The 18,265-nt window shown below is 54.6% G+C and carries 11 protein-coding genes and 1 pseudogene; 9 read left to right on the top strand and 3 right to left on the bottom strand.

All coding sequences use genetic code 11. The features are described from left to right. On the top strand, positions 1-1,935 hold the full coding sequence (aceF, locus tag ACIGCM_RS07875) for a dihydrolipoyllysine-residue acetyltransferase (protein WP_397501488.1): 1,935 nt from the start codon (positions 1-3) through the stop codon (positions 1,933-1,935). Positions 1,936-2,021: 86 nt separating this feature from the next. On the opposite strand, the gene ACIGCM_RS07870 is transcribed toward aceF, so the two are convergent. Further along, a complete protein-coding gene (locus ACIGCM_RS07870; RefSeq protein ID WP_397501487.1) occupies positions 2,022-2,552 on the bottom strand; it encodes a hypothetical protein in 531 nt (176 codons plus the stop codon). A 78-nt stretch (positions 2,553-2,630) separates the two neighbouring features. On the opposite strand from ACIGCM_RS07870, the pseudogene ACIGCM_RS07865 reads away from it, so the two are divergent. From ACIGCM_RS07865 to msrA, 3 genes and pseudogenes are all read left to right on the top strand, one after another. Beyond that, positions 2,631-3,015 (top strand): annotated as a pseudogene (locus tag ACIGCM_RS07865) (diguanylate cyclase); the annotation flags it as partial. 71 nt (positions 3,016-3,086) lie between these two features. Beyond that, entirely contained in the window at positions 3,087-5,294 is a 2,208-nt protein-coding gene (locus ACIGCM_RS07860; protein WP_397501973.1) for a putative bifunctional diguanylate cyclase/phosphodiesterase, read from the top strand. Between the two features lie 80 nt (positions 5,295-5,374). Continuing rightward, entirely contained in the window at positions 5,375-6,022 is a 648-nt protein-coding gene (gene msrA / locus ACIGCM_RS07855; RefSeq protein ID WP_397501486.1) for a peptide-methionine (S)-S-oxide reductase MsrA, read from the top strand. Positions 6,023-6,260: 238 nt separating this feature from the next. Here msrA and ACIGCM_RS07850 read toward each other — a convergent pair whose 3' ends face one another. Beyond that, the gene (locus ACIGCM_RS07850) at positions 6,261-7,103 is read right to left on the bottom strand and encodes a 23S rRNA (adenine(2030)-N(6))-methyltransferase RlmJ (protein ID WP_397501485.1); all 843 of its coding nucleotides are present in this window, start codon (positions 7,101-7,103) and stop codon (positions 6,261-6,263) included. A gap of 157 nt (positions 7,104-7,260) precedes the next feature. Here ACIGCM_RS07850 and ACIGCM_RS07845 point away from each other — a divergent pair, with 157 nt between their 5' ends. The 5 genes from ACIGCM_RS07845 to selO all read left to right on the top strand — a co-directional run bounded on the left by ACIGCM_RS07845 (position 7,261) and on the right by selO (position 17,477). Then, positions 7,261-8,439 (top strand): YbfB/YjiJ family MFS transporter, encoded by a 1,179-nt coding sequence (locus ACIGCM_RS07845; RefSeq protein ID WP_397501484.1) that lies wholly within the window; start codon positions 7,261-7,263, stop codon positions 8,437-8,439. A 110-nt stretch (positions 8,440-8,549) separates the two neighbouring features. Continuing rightward, positions 8,550-10,352: an acyl-CoA dehydrogenase gene (locus tag ACIGCM_RS07840; RefSeq protein WP_397501483.1), complete on the top strand. Its 1,803-nt coding sequence runs from the start codon at positions 8,550-8,552 to the stop codon at positions 10,350-10,352. A 226-nt stretch (positions 10,353-10,578) separates the two neighbouring features. Continuing rightward, positions 10,579-12,324, top strand: a complete 1,746-nt coding sequence (locus tag ACIGCM_RS07835; protein ID WP_397501482.1) for a potassium/proton antiporter — start codon at positions 10,579-10,581, stop codon at positions 12,322-12,324. 33 nt (positions 12,325-12,357) lie between these two features. After that, positions 12,358-15,780 carry a mechanosensitive channel MscK gene (mscK, locus tag ACIGCM_RS07830; RefSeq protein ID WP_397501481.1) on the top strand — a complete coding sequence of 1,141 codons (3,423 nt, stop codon included), beginning with the start codon at positions 12,358-12,360 and terminating at the stop codon, positions 15,778-15,780. A 236-nt stretch (positions 15,781-16,016) separates the two neighbouring features. Beyond that, the gene (gene selO, locus ACIGCM_RS07825) at positions 16,017-17,477 is read left to right on the top strand and encodes a protein adenylyltransferase SelO (protein ID WP_397501480.1); all 1,461 of its coding nucleotides are present in this window, start codon (positions 16,017-16,019) and stop codon (positions 17,475-17,477) included. An 11-nt stretch (positions 17,478-17,488) separates the two neighbouring features. Here the strand turns inward: selO and ACIGCM_RS07820 are convergent, their stop codons facing one another. Next, positions 17,489-18,196 carry an aspartate/glutamate racemase family protein gene (locus ACIGCM_RS07820; protein WP_397501479.1) on the bottom strand — a complete coding sequence of 236 codons (708 nt, stop codon included), beginning with the start codon at positions 18,194-18,196 and terminating at the stop codon, positions 17,489-17,491. Positions 18,197-18,265: the final 69 nt, after the last annotated feature.

The raw sequence follows: 18,265 nt of genomic DNA, 5'->3' as shown, positions 1-18,265 counted from the left end.
ATGAGTGAATTGATTCGCGTACCCGACATCGGCAGTGGTGAGGGTGAAGTAATTGAGTTGTTCGTTAAGGTTGGCGACAGCATTGAAGCCGAGCAGAGCCTGCTGACCCTTGAGTCTGACAAAGCCAGCATGGAGATTCCGGCCCCCAAAGCCGGGATTGTCAAAAGCATCAAGGTCAAACTGGGCGACACCTTGAAAGAAGGTGACGAACTGCTTGAGCTCGAAGTTGAAGGCGAAAGCGCTGCAGCCGAGCCCGAGAAAAAGCCCGAGCCTGCACCTGAAAAAGCCGAAGCGCCAAAAGCCGAAGCGGCTTCAGCTCCAGCTGAGAACGCCGCTTCAAGCATTGAAGAAGTGCGCATTCCAGACACCGGCTCTGATGCCAAAGGCAAGATCATTGAGATCTTCGTCAAGGCAGGCGACACCATCGAAGTTGATCAATCCTTGATCACCCTCGAATCGGACAAAGCCAGTTTTGAAGTACCGTCTCCTTCAGCAGGCGTGGTTGAAAGCGTTGAAGTTAAGCTCGACGACGAAGCCGGCACCGGCGATCTGCTACTCAAGCTCAAGGTTCCAGGTTCAGCACCTGCGGCCAAGGAAGAGTCAGCACCTGCGCCTGAGAAAGAAGCGCCAACGGCAGCTGCCGCTCCAGCACCGGCCAAGGGTTCCTCGATTGAAGAAGTACGCATCCCGGACACTGGCTCCGATGCAAAAGGCAAAGTTATTGAGCTGTTCGTCAAGGCCGGCGATACCATTGAAGTTGATCAGTCCTTGCTCACCCTTGAGTCGGACAAAGCCAGCTTTGAAGTGCCATCGCCAGCTGCTGGCGTGGTTGAAAGCGTCGAAATCAAACTGGATGACGAAGCTGGTACCGGCGACCTGATTCTGAAATTGAAAGTGGCTGGCAGTGCACCGGCCGAAGCGGCACCTGCTCAAGCTCCGGCCAAAGCAGAAGCGGCTAAAGCTCCGGAAAAAGCTGAAGCACCGGCTGCGGCAAGCAGTGCGAAATCAGCAACCAGTGGCAAGGTTCACGCAGGCCCGGCTGTTCGCCAATTGGCCCGCGAGTTTGGTGTTGATTTGGCCGACGTTCCTGGCAGCGGCCCTAAAGGCCGAATCGTCAAAGAAGACGTACAGGTTTACGTCAAATCAATGATGAACAAGGCCAAGCAAGCCCCGGCAGCCGCTGGAGCAACAGGCGGCGCAGGTATTCCGCCAGTTCCGGCAATCGATTTCAGCAAGTTTGGTGAAATCGAAGAAGTGGCAATGACCCGTCTGATGCAGATTGGCGCTGCCAACCTGCACCGCAGCTGGTTGAACGTGCCTCACGTGACCCAGTTCGACTCAGCCGACATCACTGAGCTGGAAGCCTTCCGGGTCGCGCAGAAAGCCGTAGCTGAGAAAGCTGGGGTCAAACTGACCGTACTGCCTCTGTTGCTTAAAGCCTGTGCATTCCTGCTCAAGGAAATGCCGGACTTCTGCAGCTCGCTGGCACCTAGCGGCAAGGCCTTCATTCGCAAGAAGTATGTGCACATTGGCTTCGCCGTGGACACCCCGGACGGCTTGCTGGTCCCGGTTATCCGTGACGTCGACAAGAAGAGCCTGCTGCAATTAGCGGCTGAAGCGGCTGAACTGGCGGAAAAAGCGCGCAACAAAAAGCTTTCTCCAGACGCCATGCAAGGCGCTTGCTTCACCATCTCCAGCCTCGGTCACATTGGCGGCACCGGCTTCACGCCGATCGTCAACGCGCCAGAAGTTGCGATCCTCGGTGTCAGCAAAGCGACCATGCAGCCGGTTTGGGATGGCAAAGCCTTCCAGCCAAAACTGATGCTGCCTCTGTCGCTGTCTTACGATCACCGCGTGATCAACGGCGCTTCTGCTGCTCGCTTCACCAAGCGTTTAGGGGATGTATTGGGCGATATTCGCACCATGCTCCTGTAACGACTTAGCAATACGTTTCGAGCACGCCACGCTCGCATCCTCAACCCCGCCATTGGCGGGGTTTTTTTATCTGCGCTAAATGCGACCTAACCTTTCTGCAGGTTACGGATCAAAAAGCTCATGGCCTTGGCCAACTCAGCAGCACCGTTGTTGTCGCGCACAATGCTCAACATAGAGCTGCCAGTGACTGGGTTATTTAGGGTGCAGCTTATTCCACTGGTCGGGCAGTCGTAACGGATATAGGGGTCGACACCAAACACCTCGATCCGCTGATTGCGCACCGCGATGTCATTGGTGGTTTCACCACGCGTCTCTTCGCGTAACAACAATTCGCCCTGTGCGCCTAGTGCCACGCTGTATATGAGATCACTTCGATCCGCTTGGCCAACCTGATAACCTGCCCGCAGTGCATAAGTCATCAGCAATTTATTGACATGAGCCAGTAGCGCTTTGCGCTCGTCTTGAGTTTTGTACAGGCGTTTGAGCTCATGTAGATAACTTGCTTGCTCAGGACTGCTCAAGCCGGTGGCAGGGTCGGCCGATACAGGGGCTACAGAAACCAAACCACTGCTAATCAAAAAGGCAAAAATTAGTTTTCTTGTCAGTCGCATTTGCATAATGCACCCTTACTTGACGCTATAGTGAATTGGGCAGATTTTCTCGCCCTGCGCAGCATACTGGATGCAAACCATTTGATGAGAAGCCATCCCACAGTTGCCAACCAACTGGCGGCCGAGGTTGTGACGCAGTTGCCAGTCCCATCACGACTGGGCATGCTGCGTTTCGAGCGGATGAATGAGGCAAGTTGGGCCTTACTGTTTCTTGACCCTTCTTGTGAGCGTCAATTGGGCATTGCTGCGAGCGATTTATGTGCATTGGTTGAATCACCCTATGCCAGTTTGATGGAGCCCGAGGCACGCCACTCGCTGCACGATCAGATCCAACAGCAATTGAGCCAGCAACCTCATTATTTGGTGCATTACACCCTGCACACCCCCTTTGGTGCGCTCAACCTGATGGAAATGGGTGAACCATTTAAACAACGCGGCCACAACCTGCTGCGCGGCTATCTGCTGGTGACCGCGACATCTCAAGCGGAGCTACCCAAGGGTGCCCAACCTAGCCTTTCAGGCAACGCCCATGCAGAGCCCATGGCGCAGGTTGAAGACCCCCTGCAACAGAAAAAGCGCACCCTTGCCCAGCAAAAGCTAATCCTGCGTCTGGCAAGCCATATCTACCAAGGTAACGCCCTACAGGATGCCGCCAAGCTGATTACACAAACAGCCTGTGACGCTTACGCGGTTGAGCGGGCCTGTATTTGGTTGATTAATGGCGAACACCTTGAATCGGTGACTGTGTATCAAGCTCAAAGCCAGCAACACCATCAAGAAGACTCGCTAAGCCTCAAGCTTTATTCGAACTACATGAACATCATGCGTGCAGGGCGTTCACTGCATATCGAAGACGCATTGAATGACCCCCGTACTATCGAATTACAGCATTACTTAAAGCCACTGAATATTGGCGCCATGCTGGATGCTGGCATTCGGGTAGACGGCGAAGTGGTCGGCCTGCTGTGCCTTGAGCACGTTGGAGGGCCGCGCCAGTGGAAGACCGACGAGATAGCGTTCTGCGGTGAGCTGGCGGATCAGTATGCCCAAGTGCTGTCCAATCAAGAGCGGCGCACCGCAACTCAAGCCCTTTACCTTTTTCAACGTGCAGTCGAGCAAAGCGCCAGCGCGTTTATCTTGCTCAATCGCGACGGTCTGGTTGAGTACGTAAACCCCAGTTTTACGGCCATCACCCTGTACAGCGCGGAAGAGGTGCAAGGCCGACGAATTTCCGAACTGCCTGCCCTGGAGAACCTTAGCGAGTTGCTGTTTAACAGCCAGTCTGGGTTGTCGGGGCACAATAGCTGGCAAGGCGAATTCAAAAGCCGGCGCAAAAACCTTGAGCCCTACTGGAGCCAGTTGTCGATCTCCAAGGTGCATGCCGATGACGGCACGCTAACCCATTACATCGGCATCTACGAAGACATCACCGAAAGCAAAAGCGCGTTGCAGCGCATTGAACGCCTGGCTTTTCACGATAACCTGACAGGCCTAGGCAATCGTTATTCATTTATCCGGGCCTTGGAAAAACGCTTCGCGGTACCGGACAACACCGGTATCAGCCTGTTATTGGTGGATATCGATAACTTCAAGCGGATCAACGACAGCCTCGGCCATCAAACTGGCGACAAGCTGCTTTCCAGCCTGGCTAAACGCCTGCGTAACACCCTGACGCCGACAGCTATTTTGGCGCGTTTTGCCAGCAACGAGTTTGCAATCTTGCTTGATCATCACGACCTTGATGCAGGCCAAGTGGTCGCCTCGCAGGTTTTGCAAACGCTGGACAAGCCACTGTTTGTCGACAATCAGTTAATCAGTATTACCGGCTCTATTGGCCTGGCCTGCGCGCCAGCACACGGCACTGACCCACAAATACTGACTAAACACGCCGGGCTGGCGCTGCATAAGGCCAAGGCTAACGGTAAGCATCAGGTTTGCGTGTTCACCGAGGCGTTAAATGCCGAGGCCGATCATAAGCTGTTCGTCGAAAACAACTTGCGCCGCGCCCTCACTCAGAATGAGCTTGAGGTGTTTTATCAGCCCAAGCTGTGCCTGAAAACTGGAGCATTGGTCGGCATTGAGGCGCTATTACGCTGGCATCATCCACAAAAAGGCATGATCAGCCCTGATCATTTTATTGGTGTAGCGGAAGAAACCGGACTGATTATCCCCATTGGCAAGTGGGTCTTCCGCCAAGCCTGCCGAATGAGCGTACAACTCGCCGCTGTTGGTATGGGATCAATACAGGTGGCAATCAATGTGTCGCCCAAACAGTTCACCGACCCAGATCTGGTCGGTGCGATTCGTACAATCATTGAAGAAGAACAGCTTCCGCCTGAACGCGTAGAGCTTGAACTGACCGAAAGCCTGTTGTTAGAAGCAACAGACGACACCCGCAGCCAGCTTATAAACTTGAAGAAGCTCGGCCTGAGTTTAGCCATGGATGACTTCGGCACGGGTTACTCGTCACTCAGCTATTTGAAGAAATTCCCGATCGATGTAATCAAAATCGATCGCAGCTTTATTAAGGATATTCCAGAAAATCAGGACGATATGGAGATCACCTCCGCGGTAATCGCCATGGCGCACAACCTGAAAATCAAAGTGGTAGCGGAAGGCATTGAAACCAGCGCTCAGTTGAAGTTCTTACGACGCCAACACTGCGATATCGGCCAAGGCTTTTTGTTCGACCAGGCAATTGCCGGTCGCAACCTGATTGACAGCTTAAAGCGCTACATTCGTAGCTAAACCACGTATGGCTAGCTGATTTTGTAACGCCATCGCACAATGGTGGTCTACCCATTACAACGATGTTGAGGAAATGGCTAATGGCTCTGCGCTCGCAAATTCTTGTAAACAAACTCGAACTCCCAACGGCTGGGCAGGCATTACCAGGCCGTGACGTGGCGATGACTGTCCCTGAGGCTCACTTCGTCAACGGCAATGCCCTGCAAGGTCCTTTCCCACAAGGTCTGGAAACTGCTGTATTTGGCTTGGGCTGCTTCTGGGGTGCCGAACGGCGCTTCTGGCAACAACCCGGCGTGTGGAGCACTGCTGTCGGCTATGCGGGGGGGATTACACCTAACCCAACCTACGAAGAAGCCTGCTCAGGTTTAACCGGTCATGCGGAAGTTGTGCTCGTGGTGTTTGACCCCAAAGTCACCAGCTATGCAGCGCTGTTAAAAGTCTTTTGGGAAGCCCACAACCCAACTCAGGGCATGCGTCAGGGTAATGATCAGGGCAGCCAGTACCGCTCAACGATCTACGCCACCAGCGACGAACAATTGGCTCAAGCACTTGAGAGCCAAGCCATGTTCCAGGCTGAACTGGACAAAGCCGGCTTAGGCTCGATTACTACTGAGATTGGCAAAGCCGGCGAGTTCTATTACGCCGAGGCCTATCACCAGCAGTATCTGGCGAAAAATCCTAGCGGCTACTGCGGTTTGGGCGGCACCGGCGTGTGCCTGCCAGCGTAAATCTCCAAGGTAAAAAAATGGCGACCTGCTGTACGCGGGTCGCCTTTTTATGACTGCCAATATCCGCAAAAGCTGTGCGCTGCCACACTGAGGTCGCGTTTGTAGGGTGTATGACGCTTATTTCATACAGCCTTGCAGCCAGAGCATTCAGGATATTTGCTGAACCCTTGATGGGCACAACTCTACACACTGATAGATGGTGAGCCTGCATGCTGCGCATCGCCACACCCAAATAACCCTAGGCTTTTTCTTCGATCAGCCAATCCATGCGCCAGCCACCCTGAGTCAAGCCCAACCGCTCGGCCAGCCACGGCAACAACTGCTTGAGTTCGTCTTCCAGCCCCCAAGGCGGATTACTGATAACCAGCCCTGAGCCGTTTAAACGCTGCGATTCATCGGTTGGGTGAACATACAACTCAACCCTCAATAACTTGGGCGCGGCGCTCTTTTCAAGATCGCGGTAAAACTTTCGCAACTGACGCAGATCCTTGATCGGATACCAAATCGCGACTATAGCTTGGCGCATACGGCCAATAGCATCGTTAAGGGAGTCAACACAGCGATCGAGCTCATCGTCCTTTTCAAACGGTGGATCAATCAGCATCAGCACACGCTTTTCCTGGGTCGGCAATAACGCCCGGGGCACATGCCAGCCTTCACCAAGGTGGACTGCAACACGCCGGTCGCCCTTCATATTTTCTTTGAGTAAACGGCCGTCTTCAGGATGCTTTTCATTGAGTTGCAGCCGATCCTGCTCACGGGTAAGCATCCGCGCCAACTCCGGTGAGCCCGGATAATGGCGCATTTCGCCATCCGGGTTCATGGCCCGAATCACATCCAGGTAATCGGCAAATTGCTCCGGCACATCATCGGCCTGCCAAAGCTTGGCAATGCCTTCAAGCCACTCACCCGTGCGCGTGGCTTGATCCCCGCGCAGGTCATACAAGCCCACACCAGCATGGCTGTCGAGATAGGCAAAGGGTGCCTCCTTTCGCGACAGCAGGGCAATCATCCGGCATAGCAGCAGATGTTTAAGGACGTCGGCGTGATTACCAGCGTGATAGGCGTGACGGTAGTTCATGGCAATAGGCTCCTTGAAGCCCTACAGTTTAACTGCTTAGGTAGTGGTTGTTTACATACCTCGCTGCAGAAGAGCGACGCTAAGCAGTAATATTTCGCTAACGGGCTGCTAGCGACAACGGCTATGGTTTGGCCCCACATAAGAATTAAGTCGCTCAATGAACACTCTGCCCCAGCGCCACCTGATACTTGCCATACTCGCTGGCGCTAGCGCGCTGGTCGTCGTTCATGGTTTGGGCCGGTTTGCCTACACGCCGCTGCTGCCCTATTTGATAAGCGATGGCATGTTGACCCTTGAGCAAGGTGCCAGAGTCGCCACCTGGAATTATATTGGTTATCTGATTGGCGCATTGTTAGCGCTGGCGCTGCATGCTCCAGCACGCATGCGTATCGCCCTGCCCTTGGCACTTCTAAGCAATGCCCTGCTGACGCTCGCGCAAGTTTATGCAACCTCAGTTGATAGCCTCACATGGCTGCGCCTAGCTAATGGCATCAGCAATGGCGTGGTCTTCGTACAAGCCCCCGCACTGGTGCTGGAATGGCTCGCCCAGCACCAGCGCACCCGGCTCAGCGGTTTGATCTACTTGGGGCTGGGCGGCGGTTTACTGGTTTCCAGTGCGACAGCGACCCTGCCTGCACCATGGCTCAGCGGCGCAGATCGCTGGTGGCCAATGGCAATACTTAGCTTGCCGCTGGCACTGTTGAGTATTGGCTTGCTGCGGCGCCTGAAGCTGGACAGCCCGGCAGTACAGGTGCAGCACAAACACAGCCGGTTGTTTGATCGGGCCAGCACACCATTATTCCTTGCTTACACCGGTGCAGGACTGGGCTACATCCTGCCGATGACATTTTTACCCTCACTGGCCGAACAACAGCTTGAACCAAGCAACCCGCTCGTCAGTGGCGCGTGGTTGTGGACTGCCAGCGCCAGCCTGATTTCGATTGCCCTGTGGAATAGCTTAGGCGCGCGCATTGGTGATCGCCGTGCCCTGCTCTGCAACTATGCAGCTCAAGGCTTGGGGGCTGCAGCCCCCATGCTGTGGCCGGGCGCTGTGGGAATTCTGCTGTGCGCCGTGTTGGTCGGCGGCAGTTTTATCGGAACGGTGTTTCTGACTCAACGACTTGCCCGCCATCTCCATCCGCATCAGGGCCCACGCCTGTCCGCAGCACTTATCGCCTTGTATGGGGCCAGCCAGTTACTCGGCCCTTGGCTGGCGGAGCAAGCCTTGCAAATGGGTGCAACGCTCACCCAATGCTTTGCGATTGGTGCCGGAGCACTGCTCTGGGGTATGTGCTGGACGTTTTTGATTCCACGTGGCAACCGCCAGACAAGCTAAGCAACACAGCTCCCCCGCCGGTACATGTGGTGCTTTATCACGCCGATGGATAATACTGGGCAGTGCGGCGACGCCTGCCTAGACTCGGCGCGACTAACAGGAGGTCAACCATGTCCGAGACTCTGCTTAACGCCCGCAATCTTGCTTTCGAACTTTACGAAGTGCTCGATGCCGAGGCATTGACCCAGCGCGAGCGCTTCGCCGAGCACAGCCGTGAAACCTTCGATGCGGCAATTGATACGGCGCGCAGCATTGCAGAAAACCTGTTCGCACCGCACAACCGCAAAAATGATGAAAACGAGCCTGAATATGTTGATGGCGCAGCCAAGCTGATTCCGGAAATCAAACCGGCTGTCGACGCCTTCCTCGAGGCCGGATTTCTCAACGCCACTCGCGAGTTCGATGTTGGCGGTATGCAGCTACCTAACCTGCTTTCACAGGCTTGCTTTGCTCACTTTCAGTCAGCCAACATCGCCACATCATCCTATGCAATGCTGACCATGGGCGCTGCCAATCTAATTGAAGCCTTTGGTGACGAAGAACAAAAGCAGCGCTTTCTCGAACCCATGATCAACGGCCGTTTCTTCGGCACCATGGCCCTGACCGAACCCCATGCAGGCTCCTCGCTTTCCGATATTCGCACCCGTGCCGAGCCAGCAGCAGATGGCACTTATCGGCTAAAGGGCAACAAGATCTTCATTTCTGGCGGCGACCATCCTTTATCGGAAAATATCGTGCACATGGTTTTGGCCAAGCTGCCCGATGCTCCGCCCGGCGTTAAAGGCATTTCGCTATTTATCGTGCCCAAGTTTCTGGTTAACGACGACGGTTCGCTGGGTAAGCGCAATGATGTATTGCTGGCCGGCTTGTTCCACAAAATGGGCTGGCGCGGCACAACCTCAACGGCATTGAATTTCGGCGATAACGGTGAATGTATCGGTTACTTGGTCGGCAAACCGCACCAAGGCCTGGCCTATATGTTCCAGATGATGAATGAGGCGCGAATTGGCGTCGGCATGGGCGCAGTAATGCTCGGCTACGCTGGCTACCTGTACTCTCTGGAATATGCCCGGCAACGCCCGCAAGGCCGCTTGCCAGATGGCAAAAACCCAACGTCATCCCAGGTCGCAATTATTGAGCACGCGGACGTACGGCGCATGCTTCTGACCCAGAAAGCCTATGTCGAAGGCGCATTTGACCTCGGCTTGTACGCCGCACGCCTATTTGATGACACCCAAACCCTTGAAACCGAAGAACAGCGACGCAGCGCACTGGAGTTGCTGGATCTGCTGACGCCAATTGTTAAGTCATGGCCGTCGGAGTTTTGCCTCAAGGCCAATGAGTTGGCGATCCAGATACTCGGTGGTCACGGTTACACCCGTGAATACCCGGTGGAGCAGTACTACCGCGACAATCGCCTTAACCCGATTCACGAAGGCACCCACGGTATTCAGTCACTCGACCTGCTGGGCCGTAAGGTGTCGATGAATAACGGCGCAGCACTCAAGCAACTGGTCAAGCTGATCCAGCAATGCTGTGAGCGTGCCAGCGCTTTCGAGTCATTGAATAACCTGCGCCTGCCCCTTGAGCAGCTATTGGCGCGACTTTCCAGCGTAACCCTAACCCTGCTCGGTGATTTGATGAGCGGCAAGGTTAATCAGAGCCTGGCAAACTCGGCTCTGTATCTGAAAGTGTTCGGCCATGCGGTGATTGGTTGGCGCTGGCTAGAGCAAGCAATCCGCGCCGAAGAAGGACTGGCAAAAGGCCATGCTGCTGATCAGGATTTCTATCAAGGCAAACTACAAGCTGCGCGTTACTTCCTGACTTGGGAAGTGCCAAGTTGCCATCACGAATTGGCAATCCTTGAGAGTCGCGATGACACTTGCCTGAATATGCAAGACAACTGGTTCTAGCCTCAGGCTTTAACTTTGCCCTTGTGCATGCAACGTGCACAAGGGCTCATCAACTCCTGAGCCTGCCCCGGCATGCGCGTGAAACACTGCCAATCAAAACCCGCCTTCAGCGCTTTATACATATAACGCCATGTGTTTTTTTAACCACAGAGCAAACTCACAGGTTATTATCTATGGCACGCGCCATGCATAGGTGCGCTGCCAGTTAATAAAGGAGTATGCCACTTTGGATGCAAGTACCATCAACAGTCTCTTTTTGATCGGTGCATTGCTGGTAGGCATGAGCATTCTGGTTAGCGCATTTGGCTCGCGCTTTGGCATCCCGATTCTGGTCATTTTCCTCGGCGTTGGCATGCTAGCTGGCGTCGACGGCCCTGGTGGCATCAGCTTCTCCAATTACCCGCTGGCCTACTTGGTCGGCAACCTTGCGCTGGCTATTATTTTGCTTGATGGCGGCATGCGCACCCGTGTGTCCAGCTTCCGTGTGGCGCTATGGCCGTCGCTGTCGATGGCCACTATTGGGGTCATGATTACCGCCGGGTTAACCGGCGTGGCAGCAGCATGGCTGTTCAAACTGAGCTGGATGGAGGGCCTGCTAATTGGTGCGATTGTCGGCTCAACCGATGCTGCTGCGGTGTTCAGCCTGCTCGGCGGTCGCGGCCTCAACGAGCGGGTGAGTTCGACCCTGGAGATCGAGTCGGGCAGTAACGACCCGATGGCGGTATTCCTGACAGTGACCCTGATTGCCATGCTGCAAGCCGGGCAAACTGGATTTAGCTGGGATTTGCTCATCCACCTTGGTTTGCAGTTTGGTCTGGGCGCATTTCTTGGCTTGGTCGGTGGCTGGTTGCTGCTAAACCTGATTAACCGCATTACCTTGGCCAACGGCCTGTACCCACTACTGGTGGTCAGCGGCGGCCTGATCATATTTGCGATCACCAACGCCTTTGGCGGCAGCGGTATTCTTGCGGTCTACCTGTGCGGCTTGTTACTCGGCAACAAAGCCATCCGGTCGCGCCATGGCATTTTGCACATGCTCGACGGCCTGACATGGCTCGCGCAAATAGGCATGTTCTTGGTCCTCGGCTTGCTGGTAACCCCCCACGAACTACTCAAAATCGCGGTGCCCGCATTGGGCTTGGCGTTGTGGATGATTTTCATTGCACGGCCACTTTCGGTATTTCTCGGGCTATTGCCTTTCCATGCGTTCCATGACCGCGAGCGAGCGTTTATCGCCTGGGTCGGTCTACGCGGCGCAGTGCCCATTATTCTTGCCGTATTCCCGCTGATGGCAGGCCTGGAAAATGCTCAACTGTTTTTCAACGTCGCCTTCTTCATCGTTATCGTCTCGCTGCTATTACAGGGCACCAGCTTGCCGCTAGCTGCGAAATTCTTAAGGGTCACAGTCCCGCCCCAGCCCGCGCCATTTTCACGCTCAGGTCTGGAGATCTATCCCACCAGCCAGTGGGAGTTATTCATCTATCGCTTGGGCGCAGAAAAATGGTGCATCGGCTCGCCTCTGCGTGATCTGAAAATGCCCGAGGGCACGCGGGTCGCCGCGCTGTTCCGTGGCAACGAACTGCTCCACCCCTCAGGCAGCACCAAACTCGATGCGGGTGATTTGCTTTGCGTGATCGGCCATGCGTACGACTTAGAAGCGCTCGGCAAGCTGTTCAGCCAGGCACCGACACGCGGCCAGGACCTGCGTTTCTTTGGTGACTTTGTACTTGAAGGCGATGCTGAAGTGGGTGCCGTTGCCGCACTTTATGGTCTGAAACTGAGCGACACCCAAAGCGACATGCTACTGGGTCGTTTTATCGCCCATAAAATTGGTGGTGAACCAGTAATAGGCGACCAGGTCGAATGGCAAGGTTTGACCTGGACGGTCGCCTCGATGGAAGGCAACAAGATCCGCAAGGTTGGCGTTAAATTTCCAGAAGGCAGTCGCCCCGGCCCCGGCCTATTCCTCTAAACTCTGTTAACTTCGAGCCGCACGTACGCGACCATGCCCTCTCTCCGTAATTACATCGCTTTACTATTCATCAGCTTGCTGTTGGGCAGCTCTCTGGCATTTGCAAATGAGCCGCCATCAGCCAGCGATGTGCAAAACCAGCTATCAACACTGGCAGACAGCAAGTTACCTGAAGCAGAGGTCACCCAGCTAAAACAAACGCTGGAGAAGACCCTCAGCCTGCTGCGCCTCAAAGAACAAAGCGAGAAAGACCTCGAAGACCTGAATAAGCAGATAAACGCTGCCCCCCGCCTAATTGGCGAAGCGCAGCGTGAGCTGGCACGCCTCAAGGCCAGCCAACCGACCCCAGTTGCCGAACGCTATGGCAAAACCAAGGTGTCTGACCTCGAGCAGATGCTCAGTGATCGCAACAACCAGCTGAGCGAATGGCAAAAACAGATTATCGATGCCAACAGCCTGATCATTACCTCACAAACCCGCCCAGAACGTGCGCAGGCGGAGATCAGTAGCAATCAAGCGCGCCTGCGTGAAATTGCCGAGGCACTTAAGAACGGCAAACTCGACGGCCTACCACTCACCAACGAAGCCCGTGACCGTCTCAATGCTGAAGTGGCTCAGCTGAATGCACAGATCCAATTGCGTCGCCAGGAATTAAGTGGCAACAGCTTGCTGCAAGACTTGGGCTCAAGCCAGCGCGCGCTATTAGATGAGCGTATCAAGCGCCTTGAGCAGGAACTGACTGCGCTGCAACAGTTGATCAACCAGAAACGTCGTGAGCTGTCAGAAATGACAGTTGCCGAGCAAGCACAAAGTGCCGAAAAGTTGGGCACCGACGGTGTGCTAAGCCGCGAAAGCGCTCTTAATGTCAAATACTCTGATTACCTGCTCAAAGCCACTAACCGGCTCAACCTCATCACCCAGAAAAACTTACAAACCAAACAGCAATTGGACGCGGTCAATCAGAGCGACCAAGCACTTGATCAACAAATCAGCGTGCTGCAAGGCAGTATTTTACTTTCGAAAATCCTCTACCAACAGAAGCAAGCACTGCCGATGCTGGATATCGATAAGGATTTGCCGAATGACATTGCCGACATACGCCTCTATCAATTTGAGCTCAACCAGCAGCGCGACCTGATCACCAACCCGTCGGCTTACATCGACAGCTTGGTGCAGGAGCAACCCGATGACCACATAAGCCCAGAGCTGCGCAAATCGTTGCTGACCATCATAGAGACGCGTCGTGACCTCCTTGATCGGGTCAACAATGAGCTGGGGCAACTACTCAGCGAATCAATCAACCTGCAACTCACCCAAAAACAGCTGCAAACTACAGCCCAGACGCTGAGCGATACCCTTGAAGAGCAGATGTTCTGGATTCCAAGCAATAAACCACTCAACTTTGAATGGTTTAAAGATATGCCGGCCAAGCTTCAGCGCCAGCTTGATAGCTTGGACTGGACCTCAAGCGCCAAGGAGTTCACGGCTGGGTTGGTCGGTAAGCCGCTGCTGTTCTTGCCACTGCTACTGGTAATAGGCCTGCTGCTGTGGCGACGTAAAGCGATCACGCGCAAACTCTCAGACATCCATCAAGATATCGGCCACTACAAAAACGACAGCCAACTGCATACGCCGATGGCCATTTTGCTGAATGTCCTGCTGGCATTGCCGGGCACGTTGTTCTTTGCTCTCTGCGGCTTTGCTTTGCAGATGGATGCTCGCGGCCAAAATGCCAGCCTCGGCTCCGCTTTTTTTAGCATGGCCCAAGCCTGGATGGTGCTCTATACCATTTACAGAATCTTATCGCCCAGTGGCGTCGCTGAGCTGCATTTCCGCTGGACACGCCCGCATGTCACTTACCTGCGTCGCTATGTCCGCTACCTCGGCTCGGTTATTATGGCTCTTGTGGCCATTGTAACCATTGCCGGCTACCAGCCAGAAAGACTGGCCGATGACGTACTCGGTATCTCCATATCCGTGACCTGTTACGCGCTGATGGCCTGGTTGCTCAGTCGTGTTCTGCTGACTGGGCCAGCGCGAGAAAACACCTCACTCTTCCGGACCTTCGTCGCCTGTATCATCTGCATGTTGCCGCTGGTACTGATCGTGATGGTCGGCATGGGCTACTTTTACACCGCGATAAAACTTACCGACCGCTTACTCGATACCCTCGGGTTGATGATGATTGGTTTAATCGTCGAAGCAGCTTTTGTTCGTGGGCTTTCAGTTGCGGCGCGTCGCCTGGCTTACCAGCGTGCAATCGCCAAACGCCAAGCCACACAGGCCGCAGAGGAATCCGAGACTGGCGAAGTCGTGGTAGAAGAGCCGACACTGGATATCGACCAGGTTAATCAGCAATCGCTAAGACTGGTGCGCTTGGCCTTGCTTGGGGTCTTTATCAGCCTGCTCTGGCTGGTCTGGGCTGACCTGATTTCAGTGTTTTCCTACCTCGATAACTTCACGCTGTACGAATATGTCAGTGGTACCGGCACAATGGCCAGCATGGTGCCCATCAGCCTTAGCGACGTGTTGGGGGCATTGGTTATCATTGGTATAACCATCGCACTCGGGCGCAACCTGCCGGGCTTACTAGAAGTCTTTGTACTGTCGCGAATGAAGCTTGCCCAAGGCAGCTCGTACGCCACGACCACCCTGCTGTCCTACACCATCGTTGCAGTCGGTTCGGTTGTCACGCTGTCGACCCTTGGTTTGAGCTGGGACAAATTACAGTGGTTGGTTGCAGCCCTCTCCGTCGGTCTGGGTTTTGGCTTGCAAGAGATTTTCGCCAACTTTATTTCTGGCTTGATCATTCTGTTTGAGCGCCCGGTGCGTATCGGTGATGTGGTGACCATCGGCAACCTTTCTGGAACCGTCAGTAAAATCCGCATTCGGGCAACGACCATTACCGACTTTGATCGTAAAGAAATCATTGTGCCAAACAAAACCTTTGTCACCGACCAACTGGTCAACTGGTCACTGAATGACACCATCACCCGAATCACCATCATGATTGGTCTGGCCTATGAGTCCGACCTTGAACTGGCCCGCAAGCTGATGATGCAAGCCGCTATGGAAAACCCGCGCGTACTGCGTGATCCAGAGCCATTGCTGTTCTTCCTCTCGGTTGGCGCTAGCACCTTTAATTATGAGTTGCGGGTGCATGTACGTGAACTGGGTGACCGCAATGCTGCCACCGACGAGTTACTGACCCGTATCGCCATGAGCTTCCGCGAAAACAACATCGAGATGGCCTTCAATCAATTGGACGTCATGGTCAAAAACCTTAATGGTGCCGAGCTAAACCTCAAGGCAACCAGCCCGGTAATTGTCCAGAGCAGCCCGATGCCGGAGGCAAAACCAGAATCAGAGCAAGAGCCAGTGATCGGCACAGAAATCGGCACCCAACAGCCTGTGTCACTGAGCAAAGGAACGCCGCCTGCGGTCGACCCCAACTGAACGGCGCGTTATTGTAATGCTTCACCCTGACGGCTGAGCTAAGGAACCTCTGAAAAACTACTGCGCTAGGTATTACCGCGTTAAAAAAATGCTCAAAATGCTCATTTAGGACAACTAAAGTCGAGCGCGACCCCGGTCGCTTTTTCGCAGCTTTTTGCCTTGTACTCCCGTCGCTCGCTACCTTTTTCAGAAGCTCCCTAAACACTCAGCCGTCTTTGCTTTACCGGAGTAGCGCCTTGAAACAACTCAGCGAGCTGACCTTTGATAATCGCTTTGCCCGCCTGGGGGATAAATTTTCCACCCATGTCCTGCCAGAGCCGATTGCCGAGCCGCACCTTGTGGTTGCCAGCCAATCAGCCATGGCGCTGCTGGACCTAGACCCTACCGAGGCAGAGACCGACGTTTTTGCGCAGATATTCTCGGGGCATAAGCTTTGGAGCGACGCCGAACCACGGGCAATGGTTTACTCCGGTCACCAGTTTGGTGGCTATACACCAAGGCTCGGTGACGGCCGAGGTTTACTCTTGGGCGAGGTCATTAATGAAGCGGGCGAACATTGGGATCTGCACCTCAAAGGTGCCGGGCAAACCCCCTACTCGCGCATGGGTGATGGCCGCGCCGTACTGCGCAGTTCGATCCGTGAGTTTCTTGCCAGCGAGCACCTTCATGCACTGGGTATCGCCAGCTCCCGCGCACTCTGCGTAACAGGCTCAAGCACTCCGGTGTGGCGCGAAAAGAAAGAAACCGCCGCCATGGTCCTGCGCCTTGCGCCAAGCCATGTCCGCTTTGGCCACTTTGAGTATTTCTATTACACCCAACAACACGAGCTGCTAAAACAACTGGCCGAACACGTACTGCACAACCACTTCGAAAGTTGTATGGCAGAGCAAGACCCTTATTTAATGATGTTTCGCCAGATCGTTGAGCGCAACGCTGAAATGATTGCCTACTGGCAGGCTTATGGCTTCTGCCACGGGGTGATGAATACTGACAACATGTCGATCCTTGGGATTACATTCGACTACGGCCCCTACGCCTTTCTTGATGATTTTGATGCCAAGCACATCTGCAACCACTCCGACGACACGGGGCGTTATAGCTTTAGCAATCAAGTGCCCATCGCCCAATGGAACCTTGCAGCGCTCGGTCAGGCGTTAACTCCACTGATCAGCGTTGAAGCACTTCGCGCCAGCTTGGATCTGTTCCTGCCGCTGTACCAAAGTCATTATCTGGATTTGATGCGCCGGCGCTTAGGCTTCACCAGCGCCGATGAAGGCGACGAGGCATTGGTCCAGCGCCTGCTGCAATTAATGCAAAACAGCGCAATCGACTACAGCCTGTTCTTCCGTGAGCTGGGCGAAAGCGATCCGCAAGCTGCATTGGCACGCCTGCGCGATGACTTTACTGATCTAGCCGGATTCGATGCTTGGTCCGCGCAATACATGGCCCGTGACCCGCTACAAGGGCAATCACAAGCGCAGCGCCGAGAACGCATGCATGCTGTAAACCCCAAATTCATCCTGCGTAACTATCTCGCTCAGGAGGCAATCGAGGCGGCTGAAAAAGGCGATTACAGCATTGTGCGCGAGCTGCATCAGGTGCTCAGCCAGCCCTTTGCCGAGCAGCCGGGCAAAGAACGCTTCGCCCAACGTCCGCCAGATTGGGGTAAGCACCTGGAAATCAGCTGTTCATCCTGATTCGCCCTACTTTACCGGGGCTGAACATCCGCGAGTATCCAGTTGAGCCCCATTTCTACATGCAACTCGGTGCTGTCGAGCATGTCCACAGCGGCTTGAGTGTTCTCAAGCAGCAAGCCAATCTCGGTGCAGCCAAGTATTGCCACCTGCGCGCCACGCTCGCGAAGTTGCGCGAGGCATTGCAAGTAGTAGTCACGTGAACTGGACTCAAAGCGGCCTTGGCACAATTCGGCAAAGATCACCCGGTCAACTTCATCGACCTGCTCGCCTGGCGGAATCAACACCTCTATCGCAAAGCGCTCAGCCAGGCGCTGGCGATAAAAATCTTCGAGCATGGTGAAGCGTGTACCTAGCAATGCAGCACGCTTGATGCCGCGCTGCTGCAACGCGTGACCAACAGCGTCGCCTATGTGCAGCAGCGGGATATCCACAGCCGCCTCAATCGCTGGGGCAACTTTGTGCATGGTGTTGGTGGCTAATAACAGGGCCGTTGCACCGGCGTCTTGCAGGCGTCGAGCAATGTCTGCCAGCACCACTCCTGCAGTCTCCCAGTCGCCTTGTTTTTGCAGCGCGGCAATATCCGCGAAATCAACAGAGTGCAGCAACAATGGCGCCGAATGCAGGCCACCTAGACGTTCGCGAACACCTTGGTTCAGCAGCCGGTAATAACTGCTGGTCGACTCCCAACTCATACCACCGAGAATGCCTAACTGACGCATCGTCTGCTCCTTATCGCCATGTGCCTGGATCAACGAGGAGCCTATCGCGCATCAACTGCAAGACATAGT

Origin of the sequence: Pseudomonas sp. NPDC078700 (assembly GCF_044542375.1) — a bacterium.
Lineage (GTDB): Bacteria > Pseudomonadota > Gammaproteobacteria > Pseudomonadales > Pseudomonadaceae > Aquipseudomonas.
Note: the sequence above shows the minus strand (reverse complement) of the source record. Positions and strands in the feature narration are given on the sequence as shown.